This is a genomic window from Methylophilus sp. Leaf416, from assembly GCF_001424665.1.
GTDB lineage: Bacteria > Pseudomonadota > Gammaproteobacteria > Burkholderiales > Methylophilaceae > Methylophilus.
Genome location: NZ_LMQS01000002.1, coordinates 254,440 through 267,541 on the forward strand (window position 1 = coordinate 254,440; position 13,102 = coordinate 267,541).

14 protein-coding genes are annotated in these 13,102 nt (G+C 48.5%); 7 read left to right on the forward strand and 7 right to left on the reverse strand.

The features are described 5' to 3' along the window. Nucleotides 1-45: 45 nt before the first annotated feature. The 4 genes from ilvB (at nucleotide 46) to asd (ending at nucleotide 4,396) form a co-directional block, all read left to right on the forward strand. The gene (gene ilvB / locus ASG34_RS06100) at nucleotides 46-1,809 is read left to right on the forward strand and encodes a biosynthetic-type acetolactate synthase large subunit (RefSeq protein ID WP_055828086.1); all 1,764 of its coding nucleotides are present in this window, start codon (nucleotides 46-48) and stop codon (nucleotides 1,807-1,809) included. After that, nucleotides 1,809-2,300, forward strand: coding sequence for an acetolactate synthase small subunit (gene ilvN, locus ASG34_RS06105; protein WP_055828089.1), 492 nt, complete (start codon nucleotides 1,809-1,811; stop codon nucleotides 2,298-2,300). The genes ilvB and ilvN overlap by 1 nt, the downstream gene beginning before the upstream one ends. A gap of 58 nt (nucleotides 2,301-2,358) precedes the next feature. Continuing rightward, a complete protein-coding gene (ilvC, locus tag ASG34_RS06110) occupies nucleotides 2,359-3,375 on the forward strand; it encodes a ketol-acid reductoisomerase (RefSeq protein WP_055828091.1) in 1,017 nt (338 codons plus the stop codon). A 172-nt stretch (nucleotides 3,376-3,547) separates the two neighbouring features. Further along, on the forward strand, nucleotides 3,548-4,396 hold the full coding sequence (gene asd / locus ASG34_RS06115; protein WP_055828095.1) for an archaetidylserine decarboxylase: 849 nt from the start codon (nucleotides 3,548-3,550) through the stop codon (nucleotides 4,394-4,396). Nucleotides 4,397-4,463: 67 nt separating this feature from the next. Here asd and pepN read toward each other — a convergent pair whose 3' ends face one another. After that, entirely contained in the window at nucleotides 4,464-7,070 is a 2,607-nt protein-coding gene (pepN, locus tag ASG34_RS06120; RefSeq protein WP_055828098.1) for an aminopeptidase N, read from the reverse strand. A gap of 165 nt (nucleotides 7,071-7,235) precedes the next feature. On the opposite strand from pepN, the gene ASG34_RS06125 reads away from it, so the two are divergent. Both ASG34_RS06125 and ASG34_RS06130 read left to right on the forward strand, forming a co-directional pair. Beyond that, complete coding sequence (locus ASG34_RS06125; protein ID WP_055828102.1) at nucleotides 7,236-7,520, forward strand: BrnT family toxin; 285 nt, start codon at nucleotides 7,236-7,238, stop codon at nucleotides 7,518-7,520. Further along, the gene (locus tag ASG34_RS06130) at nucleotides 7,489-7,767 is read left to right on the forward strand and encodes a BrnA antitoxin family protein (protein ID WP_055828105.1); all 279 of its coding nucleotides are present in this window, start codon (nucleotides 7,489-7,491) and stop codon (nucleotides 7,765-7,767) included. The genes ASG34_RS06125 and ASG34_RS06130 overlap by 32 nt, the downstream gene beginning before the upstream one ends. Before the next feature lie 25 nt (nucleotides 7,768-7,792). Here ASG34_RS06130 and ASG34_RS06135 read toward each other — a convergent pair whose 3' ends face one another. The 6 genes from ASG34_RS06135 to ASG34_RS06160 form a co-directional block, all read right to left on the reverse strand. Next, complete coding sequence (locus ASG34_RS06135) at nucleotides 7,793-9,643, reverse strand: YbhB/YbcL family Raf kinase inhibitor-like protein (RefSeq protein ID WP_055828108.1); 1,851 nt, start codon at nucleotides 9,641-9,643, stop codon at nucleotides 7,793-7,795. A gap of 44 nt (nucleotides 9,644-9,687) precedes the next feature. Next, the gene (locus ASG34_RS06140) at nucleotides 9,688-9,963 is read right to left on the reverse strand and encodes a hypothetical protein (protein WP_055828110.1); all 276 of its coding nucleotides are present in this window, start codon (nucleotides 9,961-9,963) and stop codon (nucleotides 9,688-9,690) included. Nucleotides 9,964-10,025: 62 nt separating this feature from the next. Further along, nucleotides 10,026-10,205 carry a hypothetical protein gene (locus tag ASG34_RS06145; protein WP_055828113.1) on the reverse strand — a complete coding sequence of 60 codons (180 nt, stop codon included), beginning with the start codon at nucleotides 10,203-10,205 and terminating at the stop codon, nucleotides 10,026-10,028. Between the two features lie 103 nt (nucleotides 10,206-10,308). Then, complete coding sequence (locus ASG34_RS06150; RefSeq protein ID WP_200934461.1) at nucleotides 10,309-10,563, reverse strand: hypothetical protein; 255 nt, start codon at nucleotides 10,561-10,563, stop codon at nucleotides 10,309-10,311. A 76-nt stretch (nucleotides 10,564-10,639) separates the two neighbouring features. Then, nucleotides 10,640-10,975 (reverse strand): zinc ribbon domain-containing protein YjdM, encoded by a 336-nt coding sequence (locus ASG34_RS06155; protein WP_055828119.1) that lies wholly within the window; start codon nucleotides 10,973-10,975, stop codon nucleotides 10,640-10,642. 159 nt (nucleotides 10,976-11,134) lie between these two features. After that, nucleotides 11,135-12,007, reverse strand: coding sequence for a PA4780 family RIO1-like protein kinase (locus tag ASG34_RS06160; RefSeq protein ID WP_055828122.1), 873 nt, complete (start codon nucleotides 12,005-12,007; stop codon nucleotides 11,135-11,137). Between the two features lie 283 nt (nucleotides 12,008-12,290). Between ASG34_RS06160 and ASG34_RS06165 the strand changes: the two genes are divergently transcribed. Further along, on the forward strand, nucleotides 12,291-13,088 hold the full coding sequence (locus tag ASG34_RS06165; RefSeq protein ID WP_055828126.1) for a transglutaminase domain-containing protein: 798 nt from the start codon (nucleotides 12,291-12,293) through the stop codon (nucleotides 13,086-13,088). Nucleotides 13,089-13,102: the final 14 nt, after the last annotated feature.

Consider the following 13,102-nt stretch of genomic DNA (forward strand, 5'->3'; position numbering starts at 1 on the left):
TAATGTATAGGGTTCAACATTAATTAGCATAATAATCAAGATTTTATGGATTCTTCAGCCCACTCTGCGACCGACTCTCACACCAAATCCATGACTGGTGCTGATATCGTCATCAACTGCCTGAATGAAGAAAAAGTCAAATTCGTATTTGGCTACCCGGGTGGTGCTGTCTTGCATATATATGATGCACTCTACAAACAGAATGGCTTCAAGCACATTCTGGTGCGTCACGAGCAGGCTGCCGTACATGCCGCAGATGCATATTCACGTGCGACAGGTGATGTAGGTGTTGCCCTGGTAACCAGTGGTCCTGGTGCCACCAATGCCGTGACCGGTATTGCCACTGCTTACATGGATTCTATTCCTTTGGTTGTGATCAGTGGACAGGTACCGGTTCCGGCCATCGGCATGGATGCATTCCAGGAAGTGGACATGGTTGGTATCACCCGCCCCTGTGTAAAACATAACTTTCTGGTTAAACACGTTAAAGATATTGCGCCTACGATTAAAAAGGCGTTCTTTATCGCCAAAACCGGCCGTCCAGGCCCGGTAGTGGTAGATATTCCTAAAGATATTACTGCTCACATTGCCGACTTTATCTACCCGAAAACGGTAGAGATGCGCTCTTACAGCCCGATTTTGAAAGGCCACAGCGGCCAGATCAAGAAAGCAGTTAAATTGCTGCTGGGTGCCAAACGTCCGATGATTTACACCGGCGGCGGCCTGGTATTGGGTAATGGTTCAGCTGAACTGGTTAGATTAGCCAAAGCGCTCAACTTCCCGGTAACGAATACACTGATGGGTCTGGGTGGCTACCCTGCAACTGACAAACAATTTGTCGGCATGCTCGGTATGCACGGCAGTTACGAAGCCAACATGGCGATGCAGCACTGTGACGTGTTGCTGGCAGTTGGCGCGCGTTTCGATGACCGAGTGATCGGCAACCCGAAACACTTTTCAGGCCAGAAACGCACCATCATTCATATTGATGTAGACCCTTCGAGCATTTCTAAACGCGTAAAAGTGGATGTGCCTATCGTGGGTGACGTACAGTCTGTGCTCGCTGATATGGTAGAAATTCTGGCGCAGGAAGAAAACAAAACCACTGACACTGCTGACTGGTGGGACCAGATCAATGAATGGCGTGGCGTGCAATCGCTGGATTACACTTATTCAGACACCGTGATCAAGCCTCAGTATGTAGTACAGAAGTTGTGGGAAGTGACCAATGGCGAAGCATACGTGACTTCTGACGTGGGTCAGCACCAGATGTGGGCTGCGCAATACTATAAATTTGACAAGCCACGTCGCTGGATCAACTCAGGCGGCCTCGGCACCATGGGCGTTGGCTTGCCATACGCAATGGGCTGTCAGTTTGCTGACAAACATGCACAAGTGGCCTGTATTACCGGCGAGGGCAGTATCCAAATGAATATCCAGGAGCTCTCAACCTGTGCGCAATACGGATTACCGATCAAGGTGATCCTGTTGAATAACCGTTACCTGGGCATGGTGCGCCAGTGGCAGGAGTTCTTCTATGAGAACCGCTATTCAGAGTCTTACATGGATAGCCTGCCGGACTTCGTGAAACTGGCGGAATCCTATGGTCATATCGGTATGCAAATCACCAATCCGGCAGACGTGGAAGGCGCATTGAAAGAAGCGTTCGCCAGAAAAGATAAGTTTGTATTTATGGACTTTTTAACCGACCAAGCCGAGAACGTATTCCCTATGGTTGAGAACGGCAAAGGCTTGTCAGAAATGGTCTTAAGCCCATTGAGCGGTTCACGCCTGAAGGGAGAGCAATAATGCGCCACATTATCTCCCTGTTGATGGAAAACGAAGCGGGTGCCCTGTCACGTGTGGCAGGCCTGTTCTCCGCACGTGGTTACAATATTGAATCACTCACCGTGGCCGTGACCGAGGATCCAACCTTGTCCCGCATGACGATAGTCACCACCGGCTCCGATGACGTGATTGAACAAATTATCAAGCAACTCAACAAGTTGATTGACGTGGTCAAAGTGCTGGACCTCAACGATGGCAAGCACATTGAGCGCGAATTGATGCTGGTCAAGGTTAAAGCCACCGGCGTTTATAAAGACGAAATGAAGCGTATGTGCGACATTTTCCGCGGCCGTATTATCGATGTGGCCGACAATAGTTACACCATTGAGCTTACCGGCTCTTGCAGCAAACTGGATGCATTTATCGAAGCCATAGACCGCAGCGCGATTCTGGAAACCGTGCGTACCGGCGCGTCCGGCATTGGTCGTGGCGACCGCATCCTCAAAGTTTAAACATCCCTATTTCTTCATATATATACCAAAGCATTTGTATTGAAAGGCAAAAGCAGACATGAACGTTTATTACGACAAAGACGCCGACTTAAGCATCATTAAAGGCAAAAAAGTGACTATCGTGGGCTACGGTTCACAAGGTCACGCACACGCAGCAAACTTGCGCGACAGCGGTGTAGACGTCACTATCGGTTTGCGTAAAGGCGGCAGTTCATGGGCTAAAGCAGAAGGTGCTAAACACGCAACACTGGAAATCGCTGCTGCAGTGAAAGAAGCTGATGTAGTGATGGTATTGCTGCCGGATGAAACCATGGCAGAAATCTTCCACGCTGAAATCGCACCTAACCTGAAAAAAGGCGCTGCGCTGGCATTTGCCCACGGCTTCAACATCCATTACAACCAGATCGTGCCACGCGCTGACCTGGACGTGATCATGATCGCCCCTAAAGGCCCAGGCCACACTGTTCGTTCCGAGTACCTGAAAGGTGGCGGCGTACCTTCACTGATCGCGGTTTACCAGGACACTTCCGGCAAGGCCAAAGACATCGCATTGTCTTACGCTGCTGCTAACGGCGGCACCAAAGGTGGCGTGATCGAAACTGACTTCCGTGAAGAAACAGAAACTGACTTGTTCGGCGAACAGGCTGTTCTGTGTGGTGGTGCTGTTGAGCTGGTTAAAGCCGGTTTTGAAACACTGGTTGAAGCTGGTTACGCGCCAGAAATGGCTTACTTCGAGTGCTTGCACGAACTGAAACTGATCGTTGACCTGATGTACGAAGGCGGTATCGCCAACATGAACTACTCTATTTCCAACAATGCGGAATACGGCGAGTACGTGACTGGCCCACGCGTGATCAACAGCCAATCCAAAGATGCCATGCGTGAGTGCCTGGCTAACATCCAGAACGGTAACTACGCGAAACAGTTCATCCTGGAAGGCCGTACCAACTATCCTGAAATGACTGCACGCCGTCGTTTGAACGCTGCTCACCCAATCGAGCAAGTGGGTAACAAACTGCGCGGCATGATGCCTTGGATCGCGAAAAACAAACTGGTTGATCAAAGCAAGAACTAATATTCCTGGTGAATTGATCAAGCCTTATGGTTGAGTTTAAAACACATTAACCAGCCATAGGCAAAAAGCACAGGCCGATGTAATATCGCCTGTGCTTTTTTATTTAACATCGCACAAAAAATAAAAACTTCTTGTTCGGGATTGAAACCGTACAAGCCAATAAGGGAATGAAGTGAAACTCTCTATTCTGCTGCAATACATCGCACCCAAACAATTGCTGACTGCCGCTGCCGGCAAACTGGCGCATTGGCAGGCTGGCGCCCTGACTACGGCTTTTATCGGCTGGTTTGTGCGCAAGTACCACGTGAATATGGAAGAAGCGCTCAACGGTGATATTGCCAGTTACGCCTCATTCAACCTGTTTTTCACCCGTCCGCTGAGGCCAGGCGTCAGGCCATTGGAAAGCAATGCTTTTATCTGTCCGGTAGACGGTGCCATCAGCCAGTTCGGCGATATCAAGTCAGGCCAGATTTTCCAGGCCAAGGGTCATCACTACACAGCACAAGCTTTAGTTGGTGGCGATGCCACAGTAGCCGCCAAGTTTGACAACGGCAGCTTTGCCTGCCTGTATTTAAGCCCCAAGGATTACCACCGCATCCATATGCCGTGCGAGGGAAAACTGTTGCAGATGACTTATGTGCCAGGCGATTTATTTTCAGTGAATCCAGACACTGCCGCCAATGTACCCGGCCTGTTTGCGCGCAATGAACGTGTGGTATGTACGTTCGAATCCGCCGCGCACGGCAACTTTGTGTTGGTGTTGGTGGGAGCAACCATTGTCGGTAGCATGGCCACCGTTTGGCATGAGTCCAAAGACCGGATCATTAACCCGCCTCGTCCAGGCAAGGTTCTGCACTGGGATTACAGCGACCGAAACATCAGCCTGAAACAAGGTGAAGAAATGGGCCGCTTTCTGCTGGGTTCTACCGTGGTCATGCTGTTTGAAAAAGATGTATTGAAATTCAACGACAGCTGGCACGCGGGTAAACCGATCCGCCTAGGTGAAGCCATGGGGCGCTAAAACGAATATTTGCAGGGGTATAAAAAAGGAGGCGATTGCCTCCTTTTTTTATACCATCCATTGCTCACTAACCGTTAAGGCTCTTAGTTACAATCTCGAACACATCCCCGGACAAGTTTGGCGTTGCCAATATGGCTTCCAGGGCTGCTTTCATTTGTGCCTGCAATGCCGGTGTGTAACGTTTCCACTCACGTAATGGCGTCACCATGCGTGCGGCGATTTGCGGGTTAATTGTATTTAACTCGATAATCACATCGCGCAAGAAAGCATAACCTTTACCGCTAGGATCATGGAACTTCACCGGATTGTTAATTGCAAATGCGCTATACAGTGAGCGTACACGGTTAGGGTTTTTGATATTGAAATCTGCATGGTTGCGCAACATGGCGAGGTCATCAAAAATCTGTTCGCGGTTGGCAATTGCTTGCAGCGAGAACCACTTATCCACCACCAAAGGATAATTTTTGAAGCGGGCATAAAAATCGGCAAAGACTTCTGCGCGTTGTGGCTGGCTGCTATCTGACAAACAGGCCAACGCTGTCACGCGGTCAGTCATATTATCCGCCGCATCGTAATGCGCTTTTGAGCGTGCCGCGCAACCGGTGCCATTAGTCACAGTGAGAATATCCAGCACAGCATGTTGCAACGCACGGCGGCCCATCGCTTCCGGTGTAATGGAGAACGTGCCCGTATTGCGATTTGCATCATACAACGCAGCTAACGCATCTTTATGCGTACTTTTGATTTGCTTGAGAATCGCAGTGCGCGCTTCATCAATGGCTGCCGGATCCACCACAGCCTGATGCTGCGCAATCACACCTAGCAAAGGCAGGCTTAATGCGCGTGCCAGCAAGGCTTTATCACCCTGCCCCGCCAGGCCTTGCTCAACCAGGGTGCCGACATCGGCAACGAATTGCGAAATATCGGTCTCTGGTTTTTCCATCACGCGCTGAATAGTACGCAACGCCAATGTCTGTCCGGCTTCCCATTTGTTAAAACCATCGGTGTCATGCACTTGCAGTAAACGCAGGTCATCGTCGCTTAAATCGGTTTCCAGTTTCACTGGTGCTGAAAAGCCACGCAAAATGGAAGGCACAGGCCTACCAGGCAAGTCAGCGAAAGTGAATGTTTGCTCTCGCTCAGTCACTTCCAGCACGCGGGTTGGCAGAATCTCTTTACCATTGGCATCCAACAGACCAACCGCGACTGGAATATGTAACGCTTGCTTGTTGCTTTGCTCAGGTGTATCCGGCTGCGATTGCTTAAAGGTCAGCGTATAACTTTGCTGCGCTGCATCGTACTGACTGCTGACCTGCAAGGTTGGCGTTCCCGCCTGCTTGTACCAGCGGAAAAATTGCGACATATCACGACCAGACGCATCCGCCATACATTGCACAAAATCATCGCAAGTGACGGCATGACCATCATAGCGGTCAAAATACAGATCAGTGGCTTTGCGGAAAGTCTCGGCGCCGAGCAAGGTATGCTGCATGCGGATCAGCTCGGACCCTTTTTCATAGATCGTCTTGGTGTAGAAGTTGCTGATCTCGATAAACTGATCCGGCTGCACAGAGTGCGCCAGCGGGCTGCCATCTTCAGGAAACTGCAAGCGACGTAAGCCGTTCACATCGTCGATACGCTGCACTGCACGTGAATTCAGGTCAGCGCTGAATTCCTGGTCGCGGAATACGGTAAAGCCTTCTTTCAGCGACAGCTGGAACCAGTCACGGCAGGTGACGCGGTTACCGGTCCAGTTGTGGAAATACTCGTGCCCGATCACGCCTTCCACGCTCATAAAATCGCTATCGGTGGCGGTTTCCTGATGTGCCAGCACCAGCGCGGTGTTGAAAATATTCAGCGAGGTATTCTCCATCGCGCCCATATTAAAATCGCTCACCGCGACGATATTAAACAGGTCCAGCTGGTACTCGCGGCCATACACTTCCTCATCCCACTTCATGGATTTTTTCAGTGACTCCATGGCGTGGCCACACTGCTTTTCATCCCCTGCCCGCACATAAATATGCAAATCCACCTTGCGACCAGACATGGTGGTAAAGGTATCCGCCACCCGCACCAGATCGCCGGCCACCAGCGCAAACAAATAGCATGGTTTAGGGAAAGGGTCATGCCAGACAGTGTAATGACGGCCATCCGGCAAGCTGCCAGAATCCTGTAAATTACCGTTAGACAGCAGCACCGGATAAGCCTTGGCGTCCGCTTCAACACGCACGGTAAAAATACTCAGCACATCCGGCCGATCCTGGTAATAAGTGATGCGCCGGAAGCCTTCAGCCTCGCACTGGGTGCAATAGTTACCCTGTGATTGATACAAGCCTTCAAGCGCCGTGTTCGCCGCAGGGTCGATCTCGCTGATGATGGTTAACGTAAATTCATCGCCTGGATTCACTAAGGTCATTTGCCCATCGGCAACCGAATAGCTATCAAATCGCTGACCGTTCAACGCTACCGAAAGAATTTTCTGCTCTTCACCATCCAGCACCAGGTCATTCGAAACGCCCGCCGGATTTTTTACATATTTCACTTCAGAGGTGACGATAGTTTTGCCGAGCAACAGGTTAAAACTTAAATTGACCTGTTGCGCCAGGTAAGGCGCCGGTGTGTAGTCTTTAAGGTAAATGGTTTTTGGTGCAACAGCGTTTTCGGTTCGCATGGGATGACCTGATTAAAGTATTAATAAGGATTATATTTGAGAGTTGGCTTATGCGAATTGGTTTAATTCAACTGTAAACAAATGATTCGACATAATATGGTTAACATATGTTAATTTATAATTAAAATTTATCATTGACTAATTATTTTATGTAATTACAATAATATGAGATTCAGTTATTCTAAAAATAAAAATTTAACCAATTTACAAAAGCACGGCATTTCTCTCGCTGATGCCAAATTGCTTGATTGGAACTCGCTGCTATTTATCGAAGATGAACGCGAAGACTATGGTGAGGTACGTTTAATAGGATTTGCACCTATTGCTAACCGCTTGTATTGCGTCGTGTATACAGAACGTAGTGAAGCAATACATGTGATTAGCTTACGAAAAGCAAATACCAGGGAAGTGAACAGATATGTCAAATCACGCAAAAACATTGAAACCTAAAGTGTTGAAATTAGAGTTGCCGGATGCTGCGGAAGAAGCTCGCATCAATGCAGGAATAGCAGCCGACCCTGACACTTTTGAAGTTAGCGATGCACAATTCAAGAAAATGCGGGGTAGGCCTGTTGGTAGTAATAAAACACTGGTACATATCCGGCTAGATAATGAAGTTTTAGAAAAATTTAAGGCGACGGGTGCGGGCTGGCAGACGCGCATTAACGAGGTACTAAAAAAGGTAAATGTAGCCTAATAGAATCTGCCACTTAATTACATAATTAAGGCTTGGCCGGCTTCTCAGGCCGCTGGAATGTACCCACCAGCTCACCTTTGGCAATCACATGGCCTGCCATCGCTTTAAGCAAAGTATCGCGATTTGCACCCGGGGGAATTTGCAGCACGGTATCCAGTGCAAATACCTGCACATGATAATGGTGCGGTGGGTCACCTGCTGGTGGTTTGGGGCCAACATAGCCGATTTTCCCGGTGGTCGCCTGGCCTTGCATCAGGCCATCCATGCGTTCAGCTTTATCTTCCAGCCTGTCCTGCTTTTGCAGGCCCTCACGCAAAGTAGTGATTTCTTTGCCTATATTCCATGCCACCCAATGCACGACTGGAGTGATAGGTTTGGCATCCGGGTCTTCCATAATAAGGGCATAAGATTGCGTTGCCGATGGCCCCTTACTCCAGTTCAACTCAAAGCTGGCACCCTGATCATAGCTGGAATGACTATCCGGTATTTTTTCGCCATTGGTGAATGCAGGACTGCTCACAGTCAATTTGCTGGCTTGTTTTCCTGCAATCTCGGTTTCACTACGCAAAGTGGCAATCTGCACACCAGAACCTTGCGCTGCTTGCTGCTTCATACTATCCGCAGGAATGGCTGAAGGTGGATTCGCCGCTGCTTTTCCATCGCCTTTGTAGCTGACTTTATAAATCACACCGTTGACGTCATCACTGAAAAGCAGATTGCCCTGCTTATCAGTCACCAGTCCGAATGGTCGGCCGCTCTGGCCTTTATTGCTAACAAAGCCTGTCAGAAAAGGCGCGATGGAGACAGCTTTACCATTCTCAAAATGGATACGTACGATCTCATAGCCGGAAGGGGTCTGGCGGTTCCATGAACCGTGCATCGCGACAAAGGCATCATTACGGTATTCGGCGGGAAACTGGCCCGCATTGTAAAACGCCATCTGCATGGGGGCCGCATGGCCAGCATAGCCAAGCACCATAGGCACGCTGGTTTTCTTCCAGTCCGATTTTTCAAGCTTGCCTGAAGGAACCAGTCGTGGATTCTCTACATTGTTACCAAAAATATATGGCCAGCCATAACGCTTGCCCTGCTCGATTTTGTTGACTTCTTCAGGCGTCACATCGTCGCCCAGCCAGTCTATGCCATGATCCATGCCCCATAACTCACCGGTCTGCGGGTTCCAGTCGAAACCGATCGTGTTGCGCAAACCGGAAGCAAAAATGACGCGCTTTTTGCCGTCCAGCGTACTGCGCAACATGGTCGCATTTTCAATATTGGTTTCTATGCACTCATTACAGGTTGAGCCAACTGAAATATACAGCATGTCATCCGGACCAATCGCAATCGTTCGGTCATGGTGTTGTCCCGCATCCGGCAAATCGGTGATGATCATTTTCAACGGCCCGAAACGGCCATCCGCCAACACAGGTGCAGTAAACACTTCTTTCACTGTCACCATGTAAACCGTATCACCTCGGAAAGCGATGCCGTGCATACCGGAACGGCTAGCGACGCGCACCGGCTTGCCAAACGTATCACCCGTTTTTGGCAACATTAATACATCGCCCTGCTCACGCCTGGTCACGTAGAGATTGCCTTGCAGTGATATCGCCAGCACACGGGCATTGCCCAGGCTTTCCGCTACCTTGCTGACTGAAAAACCTTGCGGCACTTTAAGCTCACTGATGGCAGGAGGTGGCAACTCGGCAGGCTGCAAAATGTAACTTTGAATCGGCAGAGCCACTTTTGCAGCAACATTTGTTTCTGCCATGGCCACATGAGCAGTGAAAACCAGTTGCGATAGCAAAGCGGCTACACCCATTTTGCTGATTGCTGGTTTACGGATTAACGGCTTAAGGGATAAATGCAATGACATTAAAACGATCCTTAATGGGGTGACTTAAAGCTGAGACAGGCGGCTTAAATAGCCACACCATGGTTTCTTTTGATTTCAATCTCATCCACAACGCCGTCGTTAATCACAAATTCAGAAACAGGATGCCCGCCCTGATAAAGCAATGCGACATTAGCTTCAGTAGCGGGCACGGTAATGCGGGAATTGTTAATCATAAAAACGGTGAAGTACTTATTAGCGTTTTTATCGTAGTGTTCCCAAACAGAAAATACATCTTCAAGATACAAGCCAGCGATCTCCAACCCATCAAGGTGGAGATCTGTTTTATTAAAATTGTTCATTACATTCGATTCAGAAAGTTAACTTTGTAGCGGTTAAACCTGTTTGATAACTACGAAGTTACTTAGTTGCGAGAAATATCTTTAGTCCTGGTGTGTGACACTGCTTTTAATATGCCAATACCCGTGAGAATCACGGAAGCAATAATGATGTATGTATGCGGCACACCAGCTTCAACCAGTGCCCATGCAATGCCGCCGATCAGAATAGCGAAACCGATTAGATAGAGAACGAACGATGACATATAGCCTCCTCATTAATTAGATTTTTAGTAGTTAAATGATAGTTTTTAAGAAAGATAGTGGTATCAGACAGGTGCTGAAAACTGTGTAGGAAAAGTGGAAAATTTAATTAATCGATAACTTTTCTAAACCTTGATAATGAAGTGGAGCTACCGTCTCAATCATTTCCAAAAGATATTTCACATTATTTTGTGTTTCTGCCACGAGCGCAGGATCAAAACCTTTACCTGTATAGTGAGATAAGTCATTAGAGAATTTCAAAATTGCTGTTTTTTTGTGAGCATCAAATTGAACAGTTTCTAATTTCTGATAAAGGTTTTTGTTAGAGGGAGTATAGAAGTCAAGAAACGTTTCTAGCACCTTCCGAGCGACATACTTCACCTATAAAGCTATATCTCTACGCCCGATATTCAATAACAATCAAAACCAGATTCTACTAAGCCTTTTTCACGAACTCTGACTTCAACTTCATCGCACCAAAACCATCAATCTTGCAGTCGATATCGTGATCTCCATCGACCAAGCGAATATTTTTCACTTTAGTGCCTACCTTTACCACCGATGAAGATCCTTTTACTTTGAGGTCTTTAATCACGGTAATCGTGTCGCCGTCTTGAAGTACGTTGCCATTGGCATCGCGAATGACTTTAACCTCTTCTGAATCTGCCGCTGCTGTCTTGCTCCATTCATGCGCGCATTCCGGGCAAACGTAGTTGTCACCATCTTCATAGGTGTATTCAGATTGGCATTGCGGGCAGGCTGGGTAGGACATAAGAACTTTCGTGAGGCGATTAGCAAAACCTATATTTTACAGGGTTATTATTGAATAACTTTGTTATTGATCAAACTTGCCCAGGTGATTAGTAACCAACAAAGAAAAACCGCCTGCAGAAGGCGGTTTTGTAACTGACAGCGAACTACTAATCAACAATCATCGCCCTGCTTTTGGCAATGCCGCCTTTGCTTCTGCCAAGCGCATTTGTTTGGCAGCCTCTTCATCGCGAACGGCGTCAATCACGCGTACCACGCTTTTTAAATCTACCGGTGTGTTGTCTTGCTTGAATCTGCCGGTCAGCTCCGTTTCAAGGGTAAGGTCGCCATGCGCGTAGAATGCCCAGATTTCTTTGCCATATTCTGTGTTGAGTAACTCAGGCGCAAATTGGCCGAAGAAATCAGCCAGGTTGCGAACATCACGTTCGAGCATGCTCATGGCGTGGTTGTTGCCTGCGGCATCTACCGCTTGGGGTAAGTCGATGATCACCGGGCCGTTTTCACTCAGCAGAATGTTGAATTCAGAAAGGTCGCCATGCACGATACCGGCACACAGCATGCGCACGACTTCTTTGAGGAGTGTTTGATGATGCAGGCGAGCTTCTTTAGCGCTAAACACGATGTCGTTTAGCCTGGGCGCGGCATTACCTTCGGCGTCGGCGACTAAATCCATAATCAATACACCTTCGTAGAATTGATACGGGGTCGGTACGCGGACTCCGGCGGCGGCAAGCCGATACAGTGCATCCACTTCGGCGCTTTGCCAGGCTTCTTCTTGTGCCTGTTTGCCATATTTGGTGCCTTTAGCCATGGCACGGGCCTGACGGCTGCTTTTGACTTTGCGACCTTCGGTGTAATCGACACTCTGGCGGAAGCTGCGTTTGTTGGCTTCTTTGTAGACCTTGGCGCAGCGTGTGTCTTCACCACAGCGCACTACATAGACGGTGGCTTCTTTGCCGCTCATTAGCTGGCGGATGACATCGTCAATAATGCCGTCTTCGATGAGGGGTTCTAATCTTTGCGGGGTTTTCATAAGGCTAGCTAATAAGAGGTGTGGTCAGACTATCATTAAATGCAAAAAACGGGGCAAGTCTTGCAAATCAAGCGAACTTTTTGAATCGTATGTGCGTCATGTTAAGGTCATGAGCAATTTATCCATATAAAAATTATCTAGGTGAACGCATTTGTACGGCTGTTTCCTGATAATACGGCATGAGAGTAACTGGCGGGTTCAATACACTTGAATTCAAACTATGCGCAGTGTTTATCAAAGAAGGCTAGAATGAAACTGAATAAACCACATAAGGATTCACGCAATGTGGCTACGTACTGAATGTGACATCACATTTAATGTGATCATCCCTACCCCATTTATTTTGATGCTGCGTCCGCGTAGCGGTGTGCAGCAATGGGTCGCGCAACAGTCTTATACACTTAACCCGAGCGTGCCGGTGGTTGAGTATACCGATGTTTATGGCAACCTTTGCCAGCGGCTGATGGCACCTGTGGGCAAATTTAGTATTAGTACCTCTGCTGATATTTTAACCGCGGACGGGATAGATACCGCCCCCGGTGCACCGTTTAATGATGTGCAAAATCTGCCAGATGATGTGCTCACCTATCTATTGCCTTCGCGTTATTGCGAGTCAGACAAGTTGATTGATCTGGGCCAGCAGATAGTGGCGAATGCGCAGCCAGGCTATGACCAGGTGATGGCGATAGAGCAATGGATTCGGCAAAACATCAACTACAACACAGACTCTCCGCATTATCAACTCTCTGCAGTGGAGGTGAACCAGGCGCGTGAAGGTGTCTGTCGCGAACTGGCGCATCTGGGGATCGCCCTATGTCGTGGCTTGTGTATTCCGGCGCGGATGGTGGTGGGATTCTTGTATGAGCTGCAACCAATGGACTTCCATGCCTGGTTTGAGGCTTATGTGAATGGTCGATGGTATACCTTTGACCCTACACAACCTTCTCCTCGTGGCGGCCGTGTAACAGTTGCCTACGGGCACGATGCTGCGGATGTGGCTATTTTTACCCAGTTTGGTCCGGCATTGTATCCTGAAGAGATGTCAGTACGCATGACCCAACTTCCAGGTGCCCCTGGTTAACGTGACCTGATATA

Bases quoted from the DNA above. Each gene is read 5' to 3' on its own strand.
- ilvB (WP_055828086.1), top strand. From the start codon at position 46: ATGGATTCTTCAGCCCACTCTGCGACCGACTCTCACACCAAATCCATG.
- ilvN (WP_055828089.1), top strand. From the start codon at position 1,809: ATGCGCCACATTATCTCCCTGTTGATGGAAAACGAAGCGGGTGCCCTG.
- ilvC (WP_055828091.1), top strand. From the start codon at position 2,359: ATGAACGTTTATTACGACAAAGACGCCGACTTAAGCATCATTAAAGGC.
- pepN (WP_055828098.1), bottom strand. From the start codon at position 7,070: ATGCGAACCGAAAACGCTGTTGCACCAAAAACCATTTACCTTAAAGAC.
- ASG34_RS06125 (WP_055828102.1), top strand. From the start codon at position 7,236: ATGAGATTCAGTTATTCTAAAAATAAAAATTTAACCAATTTACAAAAG.
- ASG34_RS06130 (WP_055828105.1), top strand. From the start codon at position 7,489: ATGTCAAATCACGCAAAAACATTGAAACCTAAAGTGTTGAAATTAGAG.
- ASG34_RS06135 (WP_055828108.1), bottom strand. From the start codon at position 9,643: ATGTCATTGCATTTATCCCTTAAGCCGTTAATCCGTAAACCAGCAATC.
- ASG34_RS06140 (WP_055828110.1), bottom strand. From the start codon at position 9,963: ATGAACAATTTTAATAAAACAGATCTCCACCTTGATGGGTTGGAGATC.
- ASG34_RS06145 (WP_055828113.1), bottom strand. From the start codon at position 10,205: ATGTCATCGTTCGTTCTCTATCTAATCGGTTTCGCTATTCTGATCGGC.
- ASG34_RS06155 (WP_055828119.1), bottom strand. From the start codon at position 10,975: ATGTCCTACCCAGCCTGCCCGCAATGCCAATCTGAATACACCTATGAA.
- ASG34_RS06160 (WP_055828122.1), bottom strand. From the start codon at position 12,007: ATGAAAACCCCGCAAAGATTAGAACCCCTCATCGAAGACGGCATTATT.
- ASG34_RS06165 (WP_055828126.1), top strand. From the start codon at position 12,291: ATGTGGCTACGTACTGAATGTGACATCACATTTAATGTGATCATCCCT.